Here is an 18,668-nt window from a genome sequence, read left to right on the forward strand (position 1 = left end):
TTTTATTGTTCGAAAAATGTAATTTTATAAGAATTTGTAACTTAATTTTAAAAAAGCAGTCTTATAGAGAAACAATTAAATTACCAAAAGCACTTATGAAAAAACTATCACTCTATTTTGCTTTAGCAGGATTTTTATTTTTGGCAGAAACAAGCTTCGCGCAAGAGCTTTATATGCCAAGAAATATTAAAGCCGCTTACGCAAAAGGTACCCGTTCGATGGACGGAAAACCGGGAAAAAATTATTGGCAGAATCATGGTAAATATACTATGGATATTACAGTAGATGCCAAAACCAAAATGGTTTCAGGAACCGAAACTATTATTTATGAAAACAACAGTAACGACAGTTTACGAAATTTTGTAATTCGTTTTGTAAACAATCTGCACAAACCATCTGCACCAAGAAGCGGAACTGTAAGCGAAGATTTCCTAAGCAACGGATTAACGATTACTTCTCTTAAAATAGGTGGCGAAACCTATAAAGAAGATGGAAGAAGCTGGGGAACAGTTGGAAATATAAAAATGAAAAAAGCCATCGCGCCTCATTCTAAAACAACCATTAATATCGACTGGAATTATCCTTTGTCGAAAGAAAGCGGTAGAGAAGGACAAATTGACGAAAGTACTTTCTTTGTAGCGTATAGTTACCCGAGAGTTTCTGTTTTTGATGATTACAATGGTTGGGACAGATTACCACATACAGATCGTCAGGAATTTTACAACGACTTTAATGATTACGTCTATTCTGTAAAAGCACCTAAAAATTTTGTAGTCTATGCAACAGGAGATTTATTAAATCCAGATGAGGTTTTACAGCCAGAGTTCGCAGCGCGTCTTAAAAAATCATACGTAACAGATGAAATTCTGCATATTGCCAACGAACAAGAAATGAAAAGCGGAGTTGTTACCAAACAAAACGATTGGAATACTTGGAAATTTCAAGCTAACAATATTTCAGATGTATGTTTTGGATTGAGCGATCATTATTTATGGGATGCCAGCAGTGTGATAGTCGACAAAAAAGCAAACCGTCGTGCAAGCGTTCAGGCGGCTTATGATATTAAAGGAACTGATTTTGTTAATTCTGTTAAAAACAATCAATATGCTTTAGATTGGTTTTCAAATAACTGGCCTGGAATTCCATATCCATTTTCTAAAATGACGGCTTTTCAAGGTTTTGCAGACATGGAATATCCAATGATGTGTAACGATTCGCAAATGGATGATCCAAAATTTGCACAATTGGTGCAGGATCATGAAGTAGCACATACGTATTTTCCATTTTACATGGGAATCAACGAAACACGTTATGCTTTTATGGACGAAGGCTGGGCAACTACTTTTGAATATTTAATTGGAATTGCAGAGCATGGAAAAGAAGCTGCTGATAAATTTTATAAAGAATTTAGAGTGGAACAATACATTAATGATAAATCAACAGAAGAAGATCAGCCAATTATCTCAATGTCTACACAAGTTTCGGGTCCGGGTTATGGAAACAATTCTTATGGAAAAGCATCACTTTCCTATATAGCTTTAAAAGATTTGCTTGGAGATGATTTGTTCAAAAAATCATTGCATCATTATATGGATACTTGGAACGGAAAACACCCAATTCCTTGGGATTATTTTAATTCGATGAATACTGGTTCGGGAAAAAATCTGAATTGGTTCTTCAATAACTGGTTCTTCACCAATAACTATATTGATCTTTCGGTTAAAGGAGTGGCAAAAAATACTATATCCATACAAAATGATGGAGGTTTTGCTATACCATTTGACGTAATTGTGGTTTACGCAGATAATTCGACAGAAACATTACATCAGACTCCTGCCGTTTGGGAAAAAAATGGAAAGAATATATCTGTAACCGTTAAGGCGAAAAAAGCAATTAAAAAAGTGACCGTTGACGGCGGAATTTTCCTAGACGCTACTCCTGAAAATAATTCACTAAGCATTTAAGAAATAATCTATTTTTTTGTAAGAATATTGTTAAAACCACCAGTAAAATGGTGGTTTTTTTGTTATAGAGAATAAATCATATTTGTAGGAAAAATTATTTTGTTATGTTTGCAAAAAAAAGACAAAAAACATTCGAAACTAATGAAAAATTATTTACTTATTGTTTTAATGCTTTTATCTATAGGCATTAAAGCACAGAATGATTCTAAAGTTATATTTCAGAAGAATAAATATGATTTGGCTGTTTCTTATTTAAAAAAATCTGACTTTGTAAATGCTTTAGATCAATTTTCTATTGCTTCAAGGATTAAACCGGAAAATGAAATTGGGCAGGAATCCCTAAAGAAAGTCGATACTCTTAAAGAAATTTTGAGAAAAGATATACTTGAAAAAGTTAATGGAACTTGGTTATTTACAGGAGACAAGCCAATATGGGCTGTAAATGTTGAGCATGAATTTAAAGAAAAAAAAATCGATAAATTGGTAGAAGTATCAGGAAACCAGATTTCTTTTTATGAGCAAAATCGTAAAACGAAAGAAAAAAAACTGATTAAGACCGAAGACATTGTGTATTATAACAGTGATCCGTCAGATGCTTTATATTCGGCCATTATTTTATCAAACGGAACAATTTGGAATTGCACTTTAGATGAAACGAAAAGTATGCTGCGGGCCATAAACATTGCAAAAAAAAGCGAGAAGGGAGTCAAAAAGATATACGAAAATAATAACGAAGCTTTTTATAAAAAGGCATTGTAAAAGTTGCATCAAAAAGAGAACCTTATGAGGTTCTTTTTTTATTTTTGATAAAAAGTGAAAAATGGAAATCAAAGTTATAGAAGCATCACAAACTTGGCAGATTCGGCATGAAGTTATGTGGCCGAACGAGCCTTTTGAATTTGTACAGCTTGAAGAAGACAATTCTGGATATCATTTTGGCGTATTTGATGGCGAATTATTAGTATCAATTGTTTCTTGTTTTATTGAAGGAAAAGAAATGCAGTTTCGTAAGCTGGCAACTTTAGAAAATCATCAGGGAAAAGGAATTGCTTCACATCTTTTGAAATATATTTTAGATTTTGCTAAGAGTAATAACATAGAAAAAGTTTGGTGTAATGCTAGAACCAATAAAAAGTCATTTTATGAAAAAGCAGGATTTATAGATACTTATAAAACCTTTACCAAAGCTGGACAAGAATTCACGATAATGGAATTAAAAACCTGATATTGAATTGTTTATAGTCTTTTAGGATTTTTAATTATCCTAACTTAAATTTTTTTGTAAGATTTTTTATCGTCTTATTTACAGGGAGTTAATCCTTGAAAACGTTTTCGTTTTCAGCAAGTGTTAAACCTTGTTAAAAAATCTTTTTTTCTTTCGATTCTTTTATTACTTTCGCACCGAAATGAGAAAGTTAATAGTATTTTTAGTATTCATGAATATGCTTCTGTTTGGCGGAGGCCAATATCTGAATGCAAATACTTTTGGTGCTCATAATCACCATCATCTGCAAAAACACAGGGTTAAATTTACTAATCAAGATCGCGGAACTTCAATAATTGAAGATGCTGCAGATGTTGATCTAGAAGAAGATCTTGTAGGAGGAGACGATGTTGATTTACTTACGAACAAATATTTTGCTGCTTCGTATAGTTTGGTAGACACTTTGTATCTGGCACTTTCAGATCAGTCTGCAGCGAATGATTCCAATCGTTTTAAAATTTCTACGCCTGTCTTTGGGCATTCAAATCCTATCTATATTACTCAACGAGTATTAAGAATTTGATTTAAAAATATACATCGGTTACCTGAGTTATGATCTCTGCGTATCTGCTGTTGTATATTATTTTACTACTTCTGCTTATATGAAGATTAAGGTCTGGACTAAGGCTGACTGATGCATTTTAACATCCAAAAGGAATTTTCATTCCAAAAAGCATTCAATCGCTTAATTTCCAAACTAAATCATGAAAAAAATCATTGTGTTCACGGGCTTAATGGCCTTGATGTGTTTAACGAGCTGCACATCTAAAAAAGAAGAAAAAGAAGAAGTTGAAAAATTCACGGTTACTAATCCGGTAAAAATCGACACTTCATTTACTAAAGAATATGTTTCACAAATAAAATCAGTTCGAAATATCGAACTACGCGCCCAAGAAAAAGGGTTTTTACAAAATATATATGTTGATGAAGGACAGTTTGTAAAAGCTGGCCAGCTGTTGTTTAGAATTATGCCAAACATGTATCAGGCAGAATTATTAAAAGCACAAGCAGAACAAAAATCAGCAGAAATCGAATTACAAAATGCTAAATTGCTGGCTGACAAAAATATCGTTTCTAAAAACGAATTAAGTGTTGCTCAAGCAAAATTACAATCAGCAAAAGCTGAAGTATCATTAGCAAAACTTCATTTATCATTTACAGAAATCAGAGCTCCATTTGATGGAACGATTGACCGTATTCCTTTAAAACTAGGAAGTTTAATTGACGAAGGTGAATTATTGACAAGTCTTTCAGACAACAGCCAGATGTTTGCTTATTTCAACGTTTCTGAACCAGAATATCTTCAGTACGAAACCAATATTAAAGACCGTGCAGATAACAAAGTTTCTTTGGTTTTAGCAAACGGAGATATTTTTAAAGATAAAGGAAATGTTGAGGTTATCGAAAGTGAATTCAACAACGAAACCGGAAATATCGCTTTCCGAGCAAGATTCCCTAATTCTGGAAAATTGCTTAGAAATGGTGAAACTGGACAGGTTCAAATGAACGTTCCTCTTAAAAATGCTATCGTAATTCCGCAAAAAGCAACTTACGAGATCCAAGATAAAAAATATGTTTTTATAGTTGATAAAAACAATAAAGTAACTTCAAGAGAAATCACGATTACGGGTGAAATCCCTGATCTATACGTGATTAAAAGCGGTCTTACAGAGAGCGATAGAATCTTACTTGAAGGTGTTCAGAAAGTAAAAGAAAACGACAAAATTAAATTCGATTACGAATCTCCTAAAGAAGTGATCAATCATTTACGCTTAAAAGCAGAATAAATTAAAGTATTCAGTCTCAGTTTTAGTATTCAGTCCTTTGTGGCGAATTATAGAATTGGTGCTGGCTGCGTATTGATTTTCATTTAGTTTAATCATTTAAAAGATATAAAATGTTTAATAAATTTATTCAAAGACCTGTTCTTTCGATAGTAATATCGTTGATTATTGTCTTTTTAGGGGTATTGTCGGTTTTAAATTTACCAATTACCCAATTCCCTACGATTTCACCTCCAATGGTGAATGTTACCGCAGACTATCCTGGGTCTAACGGTGAGTTGATGATTAAGGCGGTTGTTATTCCTTTGGAAAGAGCCTTAAACGGGGTTCCGGGAATGAAATATATGGCTTCTGATGCTGGTAACGATGGAGAAGCTACTATTAAAGTAGTTTTTAACTTGGGTACAGATCCAAATCAAGCGGCGATTAACGTTCAAAACCGTGTGGCTTCGGTTACCAATAAACTTCCTCCTTTGGTAATTAGAGAAGGTATCAAAATTACTCGTGAAGTACCAAGTATGTTGATGTACGTAAACCTTTATAGTACGGATAAAAATACCGACATGAAGTTCTTATACAACTATGCCGATATCAACGTACTTTCTGAATTAAAAAGGGTAAATGGTATTGGTTCTGGGGATATCTTAGGAACACGTGAATATGCCATGCGTATCTGGTTGAAACCAGACCGTATGCTGGCTTATAAAATTTCTGCTGATGAAGTAATGGAAGCATTATCAAGTCAGAGTTTGGAAGCTTCTCCAGGTAAAACAGGAGAGAGCTCTGGTAAACGTTCTCAAGCATTCGAATATGTATTGAAATATTCAGGACGTTTTACCACAAAAGAACAATATGAGAATATCGTAGTAAAATCAAATCCAAACGGAGAGCTTTTACGCTTAAAAGATATTGCAAAAGTTGAATTTGGAAGCTCGATGTACGATATCTATTCTAACTTGAATGGAAGACCATCTGCGGCGATCGTATTAAAACAATCTTTTGGAAGTAACGCGAATCAGGTTATTGAAGAAGTAAAAGCGAAACTGGAAAAAATCAAACAAAAATTCCCAAAAGGAATGGATTATGAGATTTCGTATGATGTTTCTAAATTCCTTGACGCTTCTATCGAAAAAGTAATTCATACTTTGGTTGAAGCCTTTATTCTGGTAGGTTTAGTAGTATTCCTTTTCTTAGGAGACTGGCGTTCTACAGTTATTCCAGCAATTGCGGTTCCAGTATCGCTGGTAGGAACTTTTGTGTTCATGACATTCTTCGATATATCGTTGAACTTAATTACCTTATTTGCTCTAGTATTGGCAATCGGGGTCGTAGTCGATGATGCGATTGTGGTTATCGAAGCCGTTCACGCCAAGATGGAAGAAGAACACTTGTCGCCATTTAAGGCAACTAAAAAGGCAATGCACGAAATTGCGGGGGCGATCATTGCCATTACGTTCTTAATGGCGGCGGTATTTATTCCAGTGGCGTTTATGTCGGGACCTGTTGGAGTATTCTACAGACAGTTCTCGGTTACTATGGCAACTGCGATTATTCTATCTGGTATTGTAGCATTGACCTTAACTCCTGCGCTTTGTGCGATGATGTTAAAAAACAATCATGCTATGCCTAAAAAGAAAACGCCTGCAAACCGATTTATTGATGCTTTCAACGAAAAGTTCAATTTAGCACAAGGTAAATATCAAAATGTATTAGGTAAAATTGTTGACAGAAGGGTCGTAACAGTTGTAGCGCTTCTAGGATTCTGTCTTGGAACATGGATTATCAGCAGCAACGTGCCTTCTGGATTTATTCCTAATGAGGATCAGGGAATGTTCTATGCCGTTATTCAGACGCCTCCGGGATCTTCATTAGAAAGAACCAATAATATTGCAGAAAGAGTTCAAAAAATTGCTGAACACATTGATGGCGTAAAATCAGTTTCTTCATTAGCAGGTTATGAAATCCTTTCAGAAGGTACAGGAGCAAACTCAGGTACTTGTTTGGTGAACCTTAAAGATTGGAGTGACAGAAAAGAATCTGTTATTGAGATTATGCATGAAATGGAGGAAAAATGTAAAGATATTACAGGTGCTAATATCGAGTTTTTCCAACCGCCAGCGGTACCTGGATATGGTGCTGCCGGAGGATTTGAGCTTCGTTTGCTAGATAAAACAGGTTCTGGAGATTATAAGAGAATGGAACAGGTAAACAATGATTTTGTGGCTGAATTAAATAAACAGCCTGAATTATCGAATGTTTTCAGTTTCTATAGTTCAAGTTTCCCTCAGTATATGATGAAAGTGGACAATGATTTGGCACAGCAAAAAGGTATTTCTATCGAAAATGCCATGAATACGTTGTCAACTCTTGTGGGAAGTAACTACGAAATCAGTTTTATTAAATACGGAATCAACTATAAAGTAATCGTTCAGGCTTCTCCAGAATATCGTGCGCTGCCAGAAGATATTTTGAAATTGTATGTGAAGAACAATCGTGATGAAATGGTGCCTTATTCTGCTTTTATGAGATTAGAAAAAGTGTACGGACTTTCAGAGATTACACGTCATAATATGTACACTTCTACACAAATTAGTGGTTCTGCAGCAGCAGGTTATAGTTCTGGAACGGCCATTAAAGTAATTCAGGAAATTGCAGCTAAAAAATTACCAAGAGGATATGACATTGACTGGGCAGGTATTTCTGCCGATGAGGTGGCACAAGGTAATCAGGCAATCTGGGTATTTTTAATCTGTTTAGGATTCGTATACTTAGTGTTAGCTGCCCAATACGAAAGTTTTATTTTACCATTATCTGTAATTCTTTCTCTTCCTGCGGGTATTTTTGGAGCTTTCCTTTTATTAAAAATAGCTGGATTAGAAAACAACATTTACGCTCAAGTAGCCATGGTAATGCTTATTGGATTATTAGGTAAAAATGCCGTGTTGATTGTTGAGTTTGCGATTCAAAGACATGCTACAGGTATGTCTGTGTTACAAGCTGCAATGGAGGGTGCAAAAGCAAGGTTCCGTCCAATTTTGATGACTTCATTTGCTTTTATTGCGGGATTATTACCGCTGGTTTTTGCAACTGGTCCTGGTAAAATTGGTAACCGAACTATTGGTACTGCTGCGGCAGGAGGTATGCTTATAGGAACCATCTGCGGAGTATTTGTAATTCCGGGCTTGTATTACATTTTTGGCCGAATTGCTGAAAAACACAAGCTGGTAAAACATGAAGAAGAAAATCCATTAACAGAAGAAATTGATAACAATCATGTATAAAATCAAATTATATCAATACAGTATTGCATTGAGCTTATGTCTTGCCGTGGCAGGATGTAAGGCTCCTGCAGCTGAAACAGCAAGTACAAGTGCACCAGTTCCGGAAGCATTTGGAAATGAAAAATCTCAGGATACAACCAATACAGCATCTTTAAAATGGAAAGAATTTTTTAAAGATCAAAACTTGGTTGATCTTATTGATATTGCGTTGAAAAACAATCAGGAATTGAATATGACTTTGCAGGAAATCGAAATTGCAAAGAATGATATTCGCGTTCGAAAAGGACTTTTACTGCCAAGTGCCGGTATTCGTGCAGGAGCTGGAGTTGAAAAAGTAGGTAGATATACGAGCCAAGGAGCTGGTGACGCTACTACAGAAATCAAACCAGGTGTTGAAACTCCAGATCCGCTGGGAGACTTTACAATTGCGGCATATGCCAACTGGGAAGTAGATATCTGGAAAAAACTGCGTAATTCTAAAAAAGCAGCTGTAAACCGTTATTTAGCAACAATTGAAGGTAAAAACTTTGTAATCACCAATCTAATCGCGGAAATCGCTGATTCGTATTATGAATTATTAGCTTTAGACACGCAGCTGGATATTGTAAAACAAACTATTGAATTACAAAGCAACGCTTTGGAAATTGTAAAAGTTCAAAAACAGGCGGCAAGAGCAACAGAACTAGGCGTTCAGAAATTTCAGGCTGAGGTTTTAACTTCAAAAAGTTTAGAGTTTGATATTCTTCAGAAAATCAAAGAAAACGAAAACAAAATCAACTTTTTGTTAGGACGTTATCCGCAGGAAATCAAAAGAGAGAAAACCAATTTTACAGATTTGCTTCCAGCAGCTGTAAGCTCAGGAGTTCCATCTCAATTATTGATGAACCGTCCAGATGTGAAACAAGCTGAATTAGAGTTGGTTGCTGCAAAACTGGATGTTAAAGTTGCTCGTGCAGAGTTTTATCCTTCATTAGATATCTCAGCAGCAATTGGAGTTCAGGCTTTTAAACCGTCTTATTTGTTTACATTTCCTGAATCATTATTGTATTCATTAGCAGGAGATTTAGTGGCACCGCTTATTAACAGAAATGCAATTAAGGCAGAATTTTCTAGTGCAAATGCAAGACAGCTTCAAGCATTATACAATTACGATAAAACCATTTTAAATGCTTATTTAGAAGTTTCAACACAGCTTTCTAAAATCGAAAACCTACAAAAAGGTTACGATTTAAAATCACAGCAGGTTGATGCTTTAAACCGATCTATCGACGTTTCAAATGATTTGTTTAAATCGGCAAGAGTAGATTATTTCGAGGTTTTAATGACTCAGAGAGATGCATTAGAAGCTAAACTGGAATTAGTCGATACTAAAAAAGAACAATTAAATGCCGCAGTTCATGTTTACAGAGACCTTGGGGGCGGATGGAAATAATTTTGCCAGTTAATTTGTAGAGGAAAAGCCTTTCGGAAGTAAAATTCTGAAAGGCTTTTTTTATTGTTTAGCCGTTAAAAAACAAACTTATTAAGAAAGAAAATCTTTAAACCAAAATCCCGAATTTTTGATGGTTCTTTTCTGAGTTTCAAAATCAACATGAATTAATCCGAATCGGGCATTATAACCTTCTGCCCATTCGAAATTATCCGTCAAAGTCCAAACAAAATAACCATCTACATTTAAACCGTCTTTTTTGGCTTTCAAAATCTGTTCTAAATGATCCTGAATATAATGCGTTCGTTTTATATCATATACTTTGTCATTGGTAACGGTATCAGGAAAAGCCGCACCATTTTCGGTGATAATGATCTTTCTGATTCCGTTATATTCGTTGAATTTTTTCAGAATATGATACAAGGCTGGCGGATAAACTTCCCAACCCATGTCGGTTGAAATCACGTTTCTTTTTTCGGCACTTACCAATTCGGCACCAATGTATGGCGTGAGGAGAGAATATTTTACAATTTCACGCGTATAACATTGCAGGCCTATAAAGTCAAAATCAAAATCGAGATTTTTTAAATCATCTTCGAGAATATAATTGTTGAGTTTTTTAAGAACTGGAAGATCTTTCTGCGGATATCCCAATCCTAAAATAGGCTCGATAAAAGTTCGGTTTAATAAAGTATCGACACGTTTTGCGGCTTCAATATCTTTTTGGTTTTCTGTTGCTGGTTCAATGTGTGTACAGGAAAATGTAGTTCCAATATTTGCCTGCGGAATTCTGTTTCGGATTATTTTTCCTCCAGCAGCTGTAGCCAAAGTAACGTGATGAATGGCTTTTAGGTAATTGGTAATTCCTCTTTTTCCGGGCGCGTGAATTCCTAGAAAATAACCTGCTCCAGTAAAAACAGAAGGTTCGTTAATAACCATCCAGTTTTTCACGCGATCGCCAAAGTATTGTACACAGATTTCGACATATTCTTTAAACCACGAAACCGATTCACGATTGGTCCATCCTCCCTTAACTTCGAGTGCATGGGGTAAATCCCAATGATAAAGTGTTATCCAAGGCTCGATTCCAGATGCAATTAGCGAATCTATAATTTTATTGTAATAGTCGATTCCTGCTTGATTGATAGGGTGGTTGCCAGTGGGCATAATTCTAGGCCAGCTGATCGAAAATCTAAAATTCGGAATATTTAATTCCTTAATTAAATTAATGTCGTCCTGATAAGAGTTGTAAAAATTACAGGCAGTTATAGCATGATGTCCGTTTTTAATTTTTCCTTTTTGAGAAGTAAAAACATCCCAGATAGAAGAACCTTTTCCGTCGGCATCATGTGCCCCTTCAATTTGGAAAGCAGCGGTAGAAACACCCCACAAGAAATCTTCACCAAATTGGTTTTTGTTCAAAAATGAGCTTTCAATTTTATTCATTCAATAGTACTTTCCTTGTATTTGTAAAATGCTTTTTAGTGTAGGAAAGAAGATTGCATAGCTCTTAAAAAAAGCCATTCTTTGAATGAAACTAGGAATTTGAGGTTAAAGAATTTCATAACGATTAGTTTTATTCAAATTAAAAAAACTAATGTGAAATTATTGTAAACTAATTATTATCAAATGATTAAATGTAAAAATGGGAAGATAATTAATCTTCCCATCCACATAATGTGAGCCCAAAGCCCTGAGCTTGTTTTAAGGTTGTTTTTACCACTTCGCTGCGGCAGGAACTGAGTCCGCGGCAGGTTTCTTTGAGATGGTATTTTTTTGCTCCTGTCGATCCGCACATATAAACTTTTGTTTCTGGCGGTCGAAATGAGGTTAGGTAAATAATAATCAGTAAGAGTAAAGTATATTTCATTGTTATGTTTTTTTATTTAACGACCAGATCGTATTCATTTCCTTTTTTGTCAACAGCTTTTAATTTTCCGTGTGAAATCCATTCGGTATTGATTTCGATTTCGGCGGCACTGTCGGCTAAAATTCCGGCTCCGTATTTCCCCTGAACATTTATATTTCCATAAACCGAATCACCGCTGATGTTTATTCCTTTTACATCATAATTGTATTCGTAATTTCCAGGATTTCCAGTTCTATATTCGTATTTATAAGTGGTATTTACGTGATAGGTTTTGGCTTCTTCGGCCGTAATTGTTTTCCGGTCATCGGCTGTCACTACTGCTTTATAAAATGAATTTATCTGAGGTGGAGGTGGCGCTTCAGCATTTTTACAGGAAAATATAAATAGTAACACAAATAAAATTGAGTAGTTTTTTGGCATAGGCGATGTGATTTTAAAGTAAAGTTGTTTAAATCAGTACTTGAGAAGTATCTAAAATCTATATAACGATAAATCTAAAAACAATTCAGTATTTTAAAACAAGTACTTATACTGGAATTTAGTTTTCTCTATTTAAGTAATCTTTCAGCGATTTCTTCCCTTTCAATGATTATTTGAGAGGGAAGAATTATTTGAACATTATTGCTTATAGGATTTTTAAAAATCTGAAAACCACCTCTGCAATTTTTGTATCGGAACCAAAATGCTTTTAGTCCTTTACTAAAACCTTGCTCTTGAGTTGTTTTAAAAACATATTTAGAACAGGATTTTCTAAAAATACATTTTCTCCTTCTTGAAGGAGGTATTGTTTTCCAATAGATTTTTATTACTAATAGTATTAAATATTTCATTTTTTCTGAAAAACAACCATTTGTTTCACTGTAGTATAACCAGGTGTATTGCCGCCAAAACATCCCGTTTGTGGATGAATGTAAGTAGATACTCCTTCTAAACGAACATATTCCCAGCCTTGGCTTGTATAATTTCGGATTAAACTTTCAAGCTGTTGAGCAACATGATCTGATGTTCCCTTTTTGGGATCGATTGAAGCCACAAATGGCACCACTTTATATTCCATGATTTTTTTGTTTAATTATTTATGTTTTCAAATGTAAGATCAATAAATACCACTATTTTATGGAAATCCGTATTTGGGAATTTAATTGGTATGAAGAATAAAATCTTTAATAATTTTATCCATGTTAGAAGGCAGGTCGGCATTTTTAATTTCGAAATGTTTTACATTCATTTCTGAAAGCCATTTTGTCCAATACGCTTTAATGACTTTTTCTTCGAACGGATTGTTTTTACTAGGATTTATTCCTAAAACCAAGACTTCAAGATTCGATAAATCATGGTCTGATTTAATAAAACCGAAATTTTCTTTTTCGATTTTTTTCTTCCAATCATTTGTGTTTAAGCCATTTTGTTTTATTAACTGTGGAGTTAAATAGTTTGATAGACTGCTGTTTTTTATCTGCGATCCTTCATAAAAAATATAACCATCTGTTAAAATAACAAGGATATTTCTATAACCTTTTTCGATGCATTGGTCAGTGACTTTGCTGTCAAAAAAGTTCCAAATGTCTGAGCCAACATAATTGTCATCTTTTATGGCTGATTCGTAAATAGTTGTTGTTTTTACGGCATAAGTATCGCTTATAGAATTCAATAGTTTTTTAGATGCATTGTCTTTGTTAACAGTAATTCGTAATTGATTAGCGATGGAATTTATCTCAGGATTTTCCGGTTCAGGATTAAAGAATAATTGCATTTTATCATCAATCTGCCTCATTCTTTTTGTTTTTAAATGTTGTGAAAAAGCTTCGGAAACTGATTTTATATATCCTAAATCTCTTTGGTAAAATTCCATCGTTGGATTTGGATTTTTTTTAGTGCTGATTCGGTCTGATAAATCAACTAGAATACTGATGTTGTAGTTTTCAGAAACAGCGCTTTTAATGGCAGTTTCTTTTTCTTCATTTTTGGTTTCTTCTTTACATGAAAAAACTAGAATCAATAAAAAGAACAAAAGTGATTTGTGTAAAGTATTTTTCATAAATATTAATTTTTAGAATATACTAAATGTTGAAAATCAGGATCGATTAGGTTTAATTTGCTTAAGTGCTCTTCAGAATATAACTCACAGTTTTGCAGAAGCTCTTCTTTTTCTTTATAAGGTAAGGCTAATTCAGTACCAATTGCTTGAAACCAACCTTCTTTATATTGATGATGATAATGAAGATATTCTTTTACAGGAAAAACAAAGCCGTCAATTTTAGATTGAAGTTCAGAGATTCTGCCATTGAAGATGACAATTTGCTGTTTGAAATCATTGATTTTGTTGATGTAATCGGTTTTTTGTTTTTCCAGATTAAGAAGGTTTTCTTTTCTGCCTCTTATAAAAGCTCTGATTTTATCAATGTTTTCAAATTCTTTCATGACAAAGTCAAATACAAGTCCCCAGATAATGTAAACTACGAAACCGGCAAATATGATCATCCAGAATTCTGGTTCACCTAGAGCAATGTTTAAATTATAAGGAGATGATTCTGTCGTTTTATTAAACTCATAGATTTTTTTCTCGATGATATAAGCCAAAAGAGAATCGAATAAAAAGGTAATGGCAAAAAGTGATACAAGTCTGAAGATGTTTTTTATTCCCTTGCCTTTTTGAACCATGTGTATAACATAACCCAATCCCATAAAAACAAATGGAATAGTGGTTACTAGAACTCCTTCGAGCCAGCTTGCTTTAAAGGCATTTGTAAAGGCATCAGCATCAAATATAGCAGCTGTTAAACTGTCGTTTGAAAATTCCTTGAAAAAGGCAGAATAAGAAGCTGAAATATAGAAAACCAAAACGTATAATGTAATTGGTAACAGAAGAATTAAACCAATATAAAATTGGGCTTTAAGACCTTTTCCTTCTTCAATTCCGTATTTATCAGGATTGCGTTTTACTTCGATGATTTCGTTTTTAATCTGATCCATATTGTCATTGATATCTTGCTCTTTTTTTTCATAAATACCAATTGCTGTTTCAGACTTTTTGAGTTCGGTTCTGTTTTTTTCCTGTTCTTCGCGATACGGTTGTTTTAATCTGTCTTGTTCCATCTTTTGTTTTCGGCACTGATCTTCAAAACTCATGTATAAATTTTGAAGACATGCTTTTAAAACAATTGGCTTTCCTGTTGCTTTTACCGAAGCTGCGAAACCGCTTTGATAATAGGTAATTCTAATTTGTTCTCTGTCTTCTTCATTTTCTTCGAAAGATTTAAAAGAAGAATCTTCTGTTTTTTTTAAACTAAATAGTTGTGAAAGTGGTTTCATAGTTTAAGCGTTTAGTTGACTAATAATTTCTTCTTTGCCAATGTTTTTCTGGACACAATCAATAAGATAGTCAGATAAATCATTGATATTTTCTTCGACAAAATCAAATTTTCGACAGTATTTTCTAAGCATATTTAATTCGTCGTCTGTTATTTTTCCATCTGCCCAGATAATTCGGGTAAGATCATAGAGATATTCAATTTTTGTATTTAAAGCTTCTGGAACTATAAATTCAGTATTAATAGGATTTAGAAAAAGTTTGTCAAGTTCTTCTTTTGGAATTCCTCTTTCATCTGCAAAATGATACAGCATTTGAAGTTCTAGTACATTAAATTGTTCGTCAGATAATGCCATTTGGTATAATCTTAAAAAATGGCTTTTTAGTTCTAGTGTTATCATGTTTTATGGTTTTTTATTTTAGGGATTCACATGCTTTTCCATCTCCATCGGCATCTAAATTTTTATAACAGCTTCTATTACTGTCATAAGTTGCCTGAGCTTGTGCCTGAGTTGAAAAATCACCACAAGTTTTTGTTGGACAATCAGATGATTCGGAACATGAAATCATTGAACTAAAAGCAATAAAAACCAAAATGAGGAGCATGCATCCGTTATTTTTGTTTGAGAATTTGGATCTGTTATTGGCAAAATGCCCTTGGACATATGTCCCGTCTTTTCTGTAATATCCTCTTCGATATCCCATAATAATTAAAGTTTATAGATTAAAAATGTAATTAGTCCTGTGAAGACAAATAGTACAAGGCATCCGCTATTTTGGTATCGTACTCCTGGAATGCCTGTTTTGGTCGAATAGCCATTTTTACTAAATGTGCCTATTTTTGTTCTGAAACTTGGAGAAATTCCAGATTGACTGATGTTTAATCCAAGTCCGCCTCCAAGTTTGATTCTTTTTTGAAATCGAAAGCCCATGATTTTTTTAGGTTAATTATTAAAGTTCTGTTGAATAAACTTCTTTTGACATACCTATAATTCATGGCAATTGAAGTTTATGGCAATTGAAGTTTAAAGATTGATTATTTTCTTTTCCTGTAGTGATTATGAGTACTTGAGTTTTTATATTTTCCTCCTTTATGAGAACTGCCTTTTCCTCCTTTGTAATGACCGCTTTGAGCTTCAATACTTCCTCCTAAGATTAAGAAGAATACACTAAATAGAATAGCTGCTTTTTTCATGATTTTAATTTTATATTGATTTATAATTCAAATGTAAAACCAATCAAAACCAGTATTTTACGGAAATCCATAATTCGAAAACTTTTGTTTTGGGAAATAAAAAAAGCTCCTTCGGGAGCTTAAAATATAGTTAGAAAGAAGATTTAAATAATTCCCATGTCTTTAGTAATCGAAACCAGATGAACCGTATTATTGGCTTTAAAAAAGTCTTTGAGTTTGGAAAGTCGTTTTTCTATGGCGCTTTTGCTATTTGGTTTGATATCTGAGCTTTTAAAGATTTCTATGATTTCATCTTGTGATGTTCCCGCAGACAAATGTTTTAGGATTTTAATGTCTAAATCGTCTATTTCGTAATTATTCTTTTCTTGTAAGGCAGAAGCAACTTCTGGCGAAATGAATTTTTGATCTGAAGTAGAAATTACATTCATTGCTTTTTTAAGCTCTTCTATACTTGTAAGACCTTTAAGCACAAAAGCGTCGACTCCATCATTATCAAAAAGTGATTTAATTCGGTAGCTTTTATCTTCTACAGAATAAGCAATGATTTTAATATTAGGTTGTAATTCACGGACTTTTTGAATCAATTCGTCACCATTTTCGATTTTTACCTCACGGTGATCGGTTTTAAACGAAAGATCGCTGATTAATAAATCATAAGGTTCATTGTCTTGAATAGCTCTTCGGATTTTTAAAAATGCATCATCACAATATTTGGAATGCTGATAATTAGCAATCTCTAAATCTTTCAGTACCTGAATGATTCCTAAATTCATTGCATCAAGATCCTCGGCTATAATTACTTTTTTAAACATAGGCTTTTATTTAGGCATTGTTATTTTTACTTTGAAACCTTTGTCGGGTTCAGTGTCAAAAGTAATAGTTCCTTTTATGGCTAGAATACGGTTTTCCATATTTTGTAAACCATTTTTTATAATTTTTGATTTTTCGCAGCCTTTTCCGTTATCAGTATAATTTATTAATACGTTATTAGAGGTGTTTTCAAATTTCACAACTACAAGAGGAGCTGCGCTATGTTTTTTCATATTAACCATCAATTCCTGTAATACGCGCTGTATAGTAACCTTTTTTTCATCTTCGATGTCGTCCCAGCTTATTTTTTCAATATTGGTAATAATAACATTAGTATTAGGAGTATTATAGGTTGAAAGCATTTCTTTAAGATTGCGAGAATAATAATTTCCAGTATCGACATTACTGTTTTCTCGTGAAATTCCGCGGACTCTCGAATAAATATGATCCAGTTTTTGTAATAGTGTTTGTTTACTGTTATCAGTTGCCAAAGATTGTGTTTGTGTATAGGTAATAACATGAAAAACATCATTAGCGAGTTCGTCGTGTATATCTTTCGCGATCCGAGTTTCGGTATTGTATGCCGTTTTGATTTCTACAAGACGAGTTCTGTGTTTATGACGTTTTATTAAATAGGCAATTAAAAGAAATAAAGAAGCTATTCCTATTATGTAAAAAATTCTTTGGTATTCTGCTTTTTGGAGTGCGAGCTGATTTTCGGCTCTTTCTAAACGTAACTTTTGATTTTCGTCTTTCTCCTTCTTAGAATCGTATTTTATTTTGGCGAATTTGTTTTTATAATTGTTTCTAATTTTAGTGATGCTGTCGTTTATCGAAATGTATTTTTGAGCATAGTGAGTACCAGCTCCATTAGAAATTAAAAAAGCCAAAGCCTTTAAACGTTCGTCAACACTGTTTGATTCTGTTGCTATTTTATACGCCGCAAGTGAATATTGATTTGATTTCTGCGTATTATCTCCCGCATAAAATTCAGCTAGGTGCAGATTACTCTCAATACTTCCGTAAAGATCATTTAATTCGGTTCTTATCTGAAGACTTTCTTTCATATATAAAAGTCCTTTTTCGGCACTTCCTTTTTTAAAATACGCAAATCCTAAATTGTCAAGAATTCTGGCTTGTGTTTTTAAAAAGGCCTTATCGGTTAATTTTCCTTTAAATACAATTGATTCAAGTATATTAACGGCCTTATCATATTTATTCTGTAATATATACACGACGGCAATATTATTTAAAGGAGCCTTTCTTGAAATAGAATCTTTACAGTCTTTCAAGGCTTCTTTGTAATAATAAATAGCATCTTGATAAAGTGAGAGTTCCTTGTCTGCTATTCCAAAATGGTTATTAATTGCAGCACTGTAAATGTCTTTTTGTTTAATATAAGGAAGCGCTTCGGTTAGAGTTTCTTTGCTGCCATAATAATCGCCGTTGATCTGCTGAATAGCAGCCATTTGTATAAGGTTGTAAATGGTATTGGCGCTGTCTTTTAAATTCTCAAATGTTATTTTAGATTTATTAAAAATGTAGAATGCACTGTTATAATTTTTGTTTTGAAAATTTACAAGAGCTTTATCCCGTATTATAATCGCTTTTTCTCTTTCTGCATTGCCTTTCGGTAAAATAATAGCAGCTTCTTTTTTACAGGAAAGAAGGCAAACAAAAAAGAGGAAATAAAAAAACGGGGAACGCAGCATAAAACTTACTTTCCCCGAAAGTACTAATTTATAGTACATATTTATTTTA

General features: G+C 33.6%; 20 protein-coding genes. 7 read left to right on the plus strand and 13 right to left on the minus strand.

The genetic code is table 11. From position 1 onward, the window contains the following. Window positions 1-95 precede the first annotated feature (95 nt). From J0383_RS16905 to J0383_RS16935, 7 genes are all read left to right on the plus strand, one after another. On the plus strand, window positions 96-1,964 hold the full coding sequence (locus J0383_RS16905; protein WP_207295152.1) for a M1 family metallopeptidase: 1,869 nt from the start codon (window positions 96-98) through the stop codon (window positions 1,962-1,964). A 141-nt stretch (window positions 1,965-2,105) separates the two neighbouring features. Then, window positions 2,106-2,723, plus strand: coding sequence for a hypothetical protein (locus J0383_RS16910; protein ID WP_207295153.1), 618 nt, complete (start codon window positions 2,106-2,108; stop codon window positions 2,721-2,723). Between the two features lie 61 nt (window positions 2,724-2,784). Continuing rightward, the gene (locus J0383_RS16915; RefSeq protein WP_207295154.1) at window positions 2,785-3,189 is read left to right on the plus strand and encodes a GNAT family N-acetyltransferase; all 405 of its coding nucleotides are present in this window, start codon (window positions 2,785-2,787) and stop codon (window positions 3,187-3,189) included. A 181-nt stretch (window positions 3,190-3,370) separates the two neighbouring features. Next, complete coding sequence (locus tag J0383_RS16920; protein ID WP_207295155.1) at window positions 3,371-3,751, plus strand: hypothetical protein; 381 nt, start codon at window positions 3,371-3,373, stop codon at window positions 3,749-3,751. A gap of 181 nt (window positions 3,752-3,932) precedes the next feature. After that, the gene (locus J0383_RS16925; protein ID WP_207295156.1) at window positions 3,933-5,015 is read left to right on the plus strand and encodes an efflux RND transporter periplasmic adaptor subunit; all 1,083 of its coding nucleotides are present in this window, start codon (window positions 3,933-3,935) and stop codon (window positions 5,013-5,015) included. Window positions 5,016-5,125: 110 nt separating this feature from the next. Further along, complete coding sequence (locus tag J0383_RS16930) at window positions 5,126-8,293, plus strand: efflux RND transporter permease subunit (RefSeq protein WP_207295157.1); 3,168 nt, start codon at window positions 5,126-5,128, stop codon at window positions 8,291-8,293. Beyond that, entirely contained in the window at window positions 8,286-9,725 is a 1,440-nt protein-coding gene (locus J0383_RS16935; RefSeq protein WP_207295158.1) for a TolC family protein, read from the plus strand. Before J0383_RS16930 ends, J0383_RS16935 begins: the two co-directional genes overlap by 8 nt. 90 nt (window positions 9,726-9,815) lie before the next feature. On the opposite strand, the gene J0383_RS16940 is transcribed toward J0383_RS16935, so the two are convergent. The 13 genes from J0383_RS16940 to J0383_RS17000 form a co-directional block, all read right to left on the minus strand. Further along, complete coding sequence (locus J0383_RS16940) at window positions 9,816-11,168, minus strand: GH1 family beta-glucosidase (RefSeq protein WP_207295159.1); 1,353 nt, start codon at window positions 11,166-11,168, stop codon at window positions 9,816-9,818. Between the two features lie 211 nt (window positions 11,169-11,379). Then, window positions 11,380-11,592 (minus strand): hypothetical protein, encoded by a 213-nt coding sequence (locus J0383_RS16945; protein WP_207295160.1) that lies wholly within the window; start codon window positions 11,590-11,592, stop codon window positions 11,380-11,382. Between the two features lie 12 nt (window positions 11,593-11,604). Further along, on the minus strand, window positions 11,605-12,012 hold the full coding sequence (locus tag J0383_RS16950; protein WP_207295161.1) for a single stranded DNA-binding domain-containing protein: 408 nt from the start codon (window positions 12,010-12,012) through the stop codon (window positions 11,605-11,607). Between the two features lie 128 nt (window positions 12,013-12,140). Further along, window positions 12,141-12,485, minus strand: coding sequence for a membrane protein insertion efficiency factor YidD (yidD, locus tag J0383_RS16955; RefSeq protein ID WP_317196711.1), 345 nt, complete (start codon window positions 12,483-12,485; stop codon window positions 12,141-12,143). After that, entirely contained in the window at window positions 12,419-12,649 is a 231-nt protein-coding gene (locus J0383_RS16960; RefSeq protein WP_207295163.1) for a hypothetical protein, read from the minus strand. Before J0383_RS16960 ends, yidD begins: the two co-directional genes overlap by 67 nt. A gap of 81 nt (window positions 12,650-12,730) precedes the next feature. Beyond that, window positions 12,731-13,630, minus strand: a complete 900-nt coding sequence (locus J0383_RS16965; RefSeq protein WP_207295164.1) for a hypothetical protein — start codon at window positions 13,628-13,630, stop codon at window positions 12,731-12,733. A gap of 5 nt (window positions 13,631-13,635) precedes the next feature. Further along, the gene (locus J0383_RS16970; protein WP_207295165.1) at window positions 13,636-14,904 is read right to left on the minus strand and encodes an ABC transporter permease; all 1,269 of its coding nucleotides are present in this window, start codon (window positions 14,902-14,904) and stop codon (window positions 13,636-13,638) included. 3 nt (window positions 14,905-14,907) lie between these two features. Then, window positions 14,908-15,303: a tellurite resistance TerB family protein gene (locus J0383_RS16975; protein WP_207295166.1), complete on the minus strand. Its 396-nt coding sequence runs from the start codon at window positions 15,301-15,303 to the stop codon at window positions 14,908-14,910. A 13-nt stretch (window positions 15,304-15,316) separates the two neighbouring features. Continuing rightward, entirely contained in the window at window positions 15,317-15,607 is a 291-nt protein-coding gene (locus J0383_RS16980) for an excalibur calcium-binding domain-containing protein (protein ID WP_239023089.1), read from the minus strand. Between the two features lie 5 nt (window positions 15,608-15,612). Beyond that, window positions 15,613-15,834, minus strand: a complete 222-nt coding sequence (locus J0383_RS16985; RefSeq protein WP_207295167.1) for a DUF4236 domain-containing protein — start codon at window positions 15,832-15,834, stop codon at window positions 15,613-15,615. A gap of 104 nt (window positions 15,835-15,938) precedes the next feature. After that, on the minus strand, window positions 15,939-16,097 hold the full coding sequence (locus J0383_RS16990) for a hypothetical protein (RefSeq protein ID WP_207295168.1): 159 nt from the start codon (window positions 16,095-16,097) through the stop codon (window positions 15,939-15,941). Between the two features lie 143 nt (window positions 16,098-16,240). After that, complete coding sequence (locus J0383_RS16995) at window positions 16,241-16,909, minus strand: response regulator transcription factor (protein WP_207295169.1); 669 nt, start codon at window positions 16,907-16,909, stop codon at window positions 16,241-16,243. A gap of 6 nt (window positions 16,910-16,915) precedes the next feature. Then, window positions 16,916-18,658, minus strand: a complete 1,743-nt coding sequence (locus J0383_RS17000; RefSeq protein WP_317196712.1) for a tetratricopeptide repeat-containing sensor histidine kinase — start codon at window positions 18,656-18,658, stop codon at window positions 16,916-16,918. Window positions 18,659-18,668: the final 10 nt, after the last annotated feature.

It is taken from the genome of Flavobacterium endoglycinae, assembly GCF_017352115.1.
Classification (GTDB): domain Bacteria; phylum Bacteroidota; class Bacteroidia; order Flavobacteriales; family Flavobacteriaceae; genus Flavobacterium; species Flavobacterium endoglycinae.

What these genes read in the sequence shown, in the direction of transcription:
- J0383_RS16905 (WP_207295152.1), top strand. Translation starts at nt 96, where the DNA reads ATGAAAAAACTATCACTCTATTTTGCTTTAGCAGGATTTTTATTTTTG.
- J0383_RS16910 (WP_207295153.1), top strand. Translation starts at nt 2,106, where the DNA reads ATGAAAAATTATTTACTTATTGTTTTAATGCTTTTATCTATAGGCATT.
- J0383_RS16915 (WP_207295154.1), top strand. Translation starts at nt 2,785, where the DNA reads ATGGAAATCAAAGTTATAGAAGCATCACAAACTTGGCAGATTCGGCAT.
- J0383_RS16920 (WP_207295155.1), top strand. Translation starts at nt 3,371, where the DNA reads ATGAGAAAGTTAATAGTATTTTTAGTATTCATGAATATGCTTCTGTTT.
- J0383_RS16925 (WP_207295156.1), top strand. Translation starts at nt 3,933, where the DNA reads ATGAAAAAAATCATTGTGTTCACGGGCTTAATGGCCTTGATGTGTTTA.
- J0383_RS16930 (WP_207295157.1), top strand. Translation starts at nt 5,126, where the DNA reads ATGTTTAATAAATTTATTCAAAGACCTGTTCTTTCGATAGTAATATCG.
- J0383_RS16935 (WP_207295158.1), top strand. Translation starts at nt 8,286, where the DNA reads ATGTATAAAATCAAATTATATCAATACAGTATTGCATTGAGCTTATGT.
- J0383_RS16940 (WP_207295159.1), bottom strand. Translation starts at nt 11,168, where the DNA reads ATGAATAAAATTGAAAGCTCATTTTTGAACAAAAACCAATTTGGTGAA.
- J0383_RS16945 (WP_207295160.1), bottom strand. Translation starts at nt 11,592, where the DNA reads ATGAAATATACTTTACTCTTACTGATTATTATTTACCTAACCTCATTT.
- J0383_RS16950 (WP_207295161.1), bottom strand. Translation starts at nt 12,012, where the DNA reads ATGCCAAAAAACTACTCAATTTTATTTGTGTTACTATTTATATTTTCC.
- yidD (WP_317196711.1), bottom strand. Translation starts at nt 12,485, where the DNA reads ATGTTTTGGCGGCAATACACCTGGTTATACTACAGTGAAACAAATGGT.
- J0383_RS16960 (WP_207295163.1), bottom strand. Translation starts at nt 12,649, where the DNA reads ATGGAATATAAAGTGGTGCCATTTGTGGCTTCAATCGATCCCAAAAAG.
- J0383_RS16965 (WP_207295164.1), bottom strand. Translation starts at nt 13,630, where the DNA reads ATGAAAAATACTTTACACAAATCACTTTTGTTCTTTTTATTGATTCTA.
- J0383_RS16970 (WP_207295165.1), bottom strand. Translation starts at nt 14,904, where the DNA reads ATGAAACCACTTTCACAACTATTTAGTTTAAAAAAAACAGAAGATTCT.
- J0383_RS16975 (WP_207295166.1), bottom strand. Translation starts at nt 15,303, where the DNA reads ATGATAACACTAGAACTAAAAAGCCATTTTTTAAGATTATACCAAATG.
- J0383_RS16980 (WP_239023089.1), bottom strand. Translation starts at nt 15,607, where the DNA reads ATGGGATATCGAAGAGGATATTACAGAAAAGACGGGACATATGTCCAA.
- J0383_RS16985 (WP_207295167.1), bottom strand. Translation starts at nt 15,834, where the DNA reads ATGGGCTTTCGATTTCAAAAAAGAATCAAACTTGGAGGCGGACTTGGA.
- J0383_RS16990 (WP_207295168.1), bottom strand. Translation starts at nt 16,097, where the DNA reads ATGAAAAAAGCAGCTATTCTATTTAGTGTATTCTTCTTAATCTTAGGA.
- J0383_RS16995 (WP_207295169.1), bottom strand. Translation starts at nt 16,909, where the DNA reads ATGTTTAAAAAAGTAATTATAGCCGAGGATCTTGATGCAATGAATTTA.
- J0383_RS17000 (WP_317196712.1), bottom strand. Translation starts at nt 18,658, where the DNA reads ATGTACTATAAATTAGTACTTTCGGGGAAAGTAAGTTTTATGCTGCGT.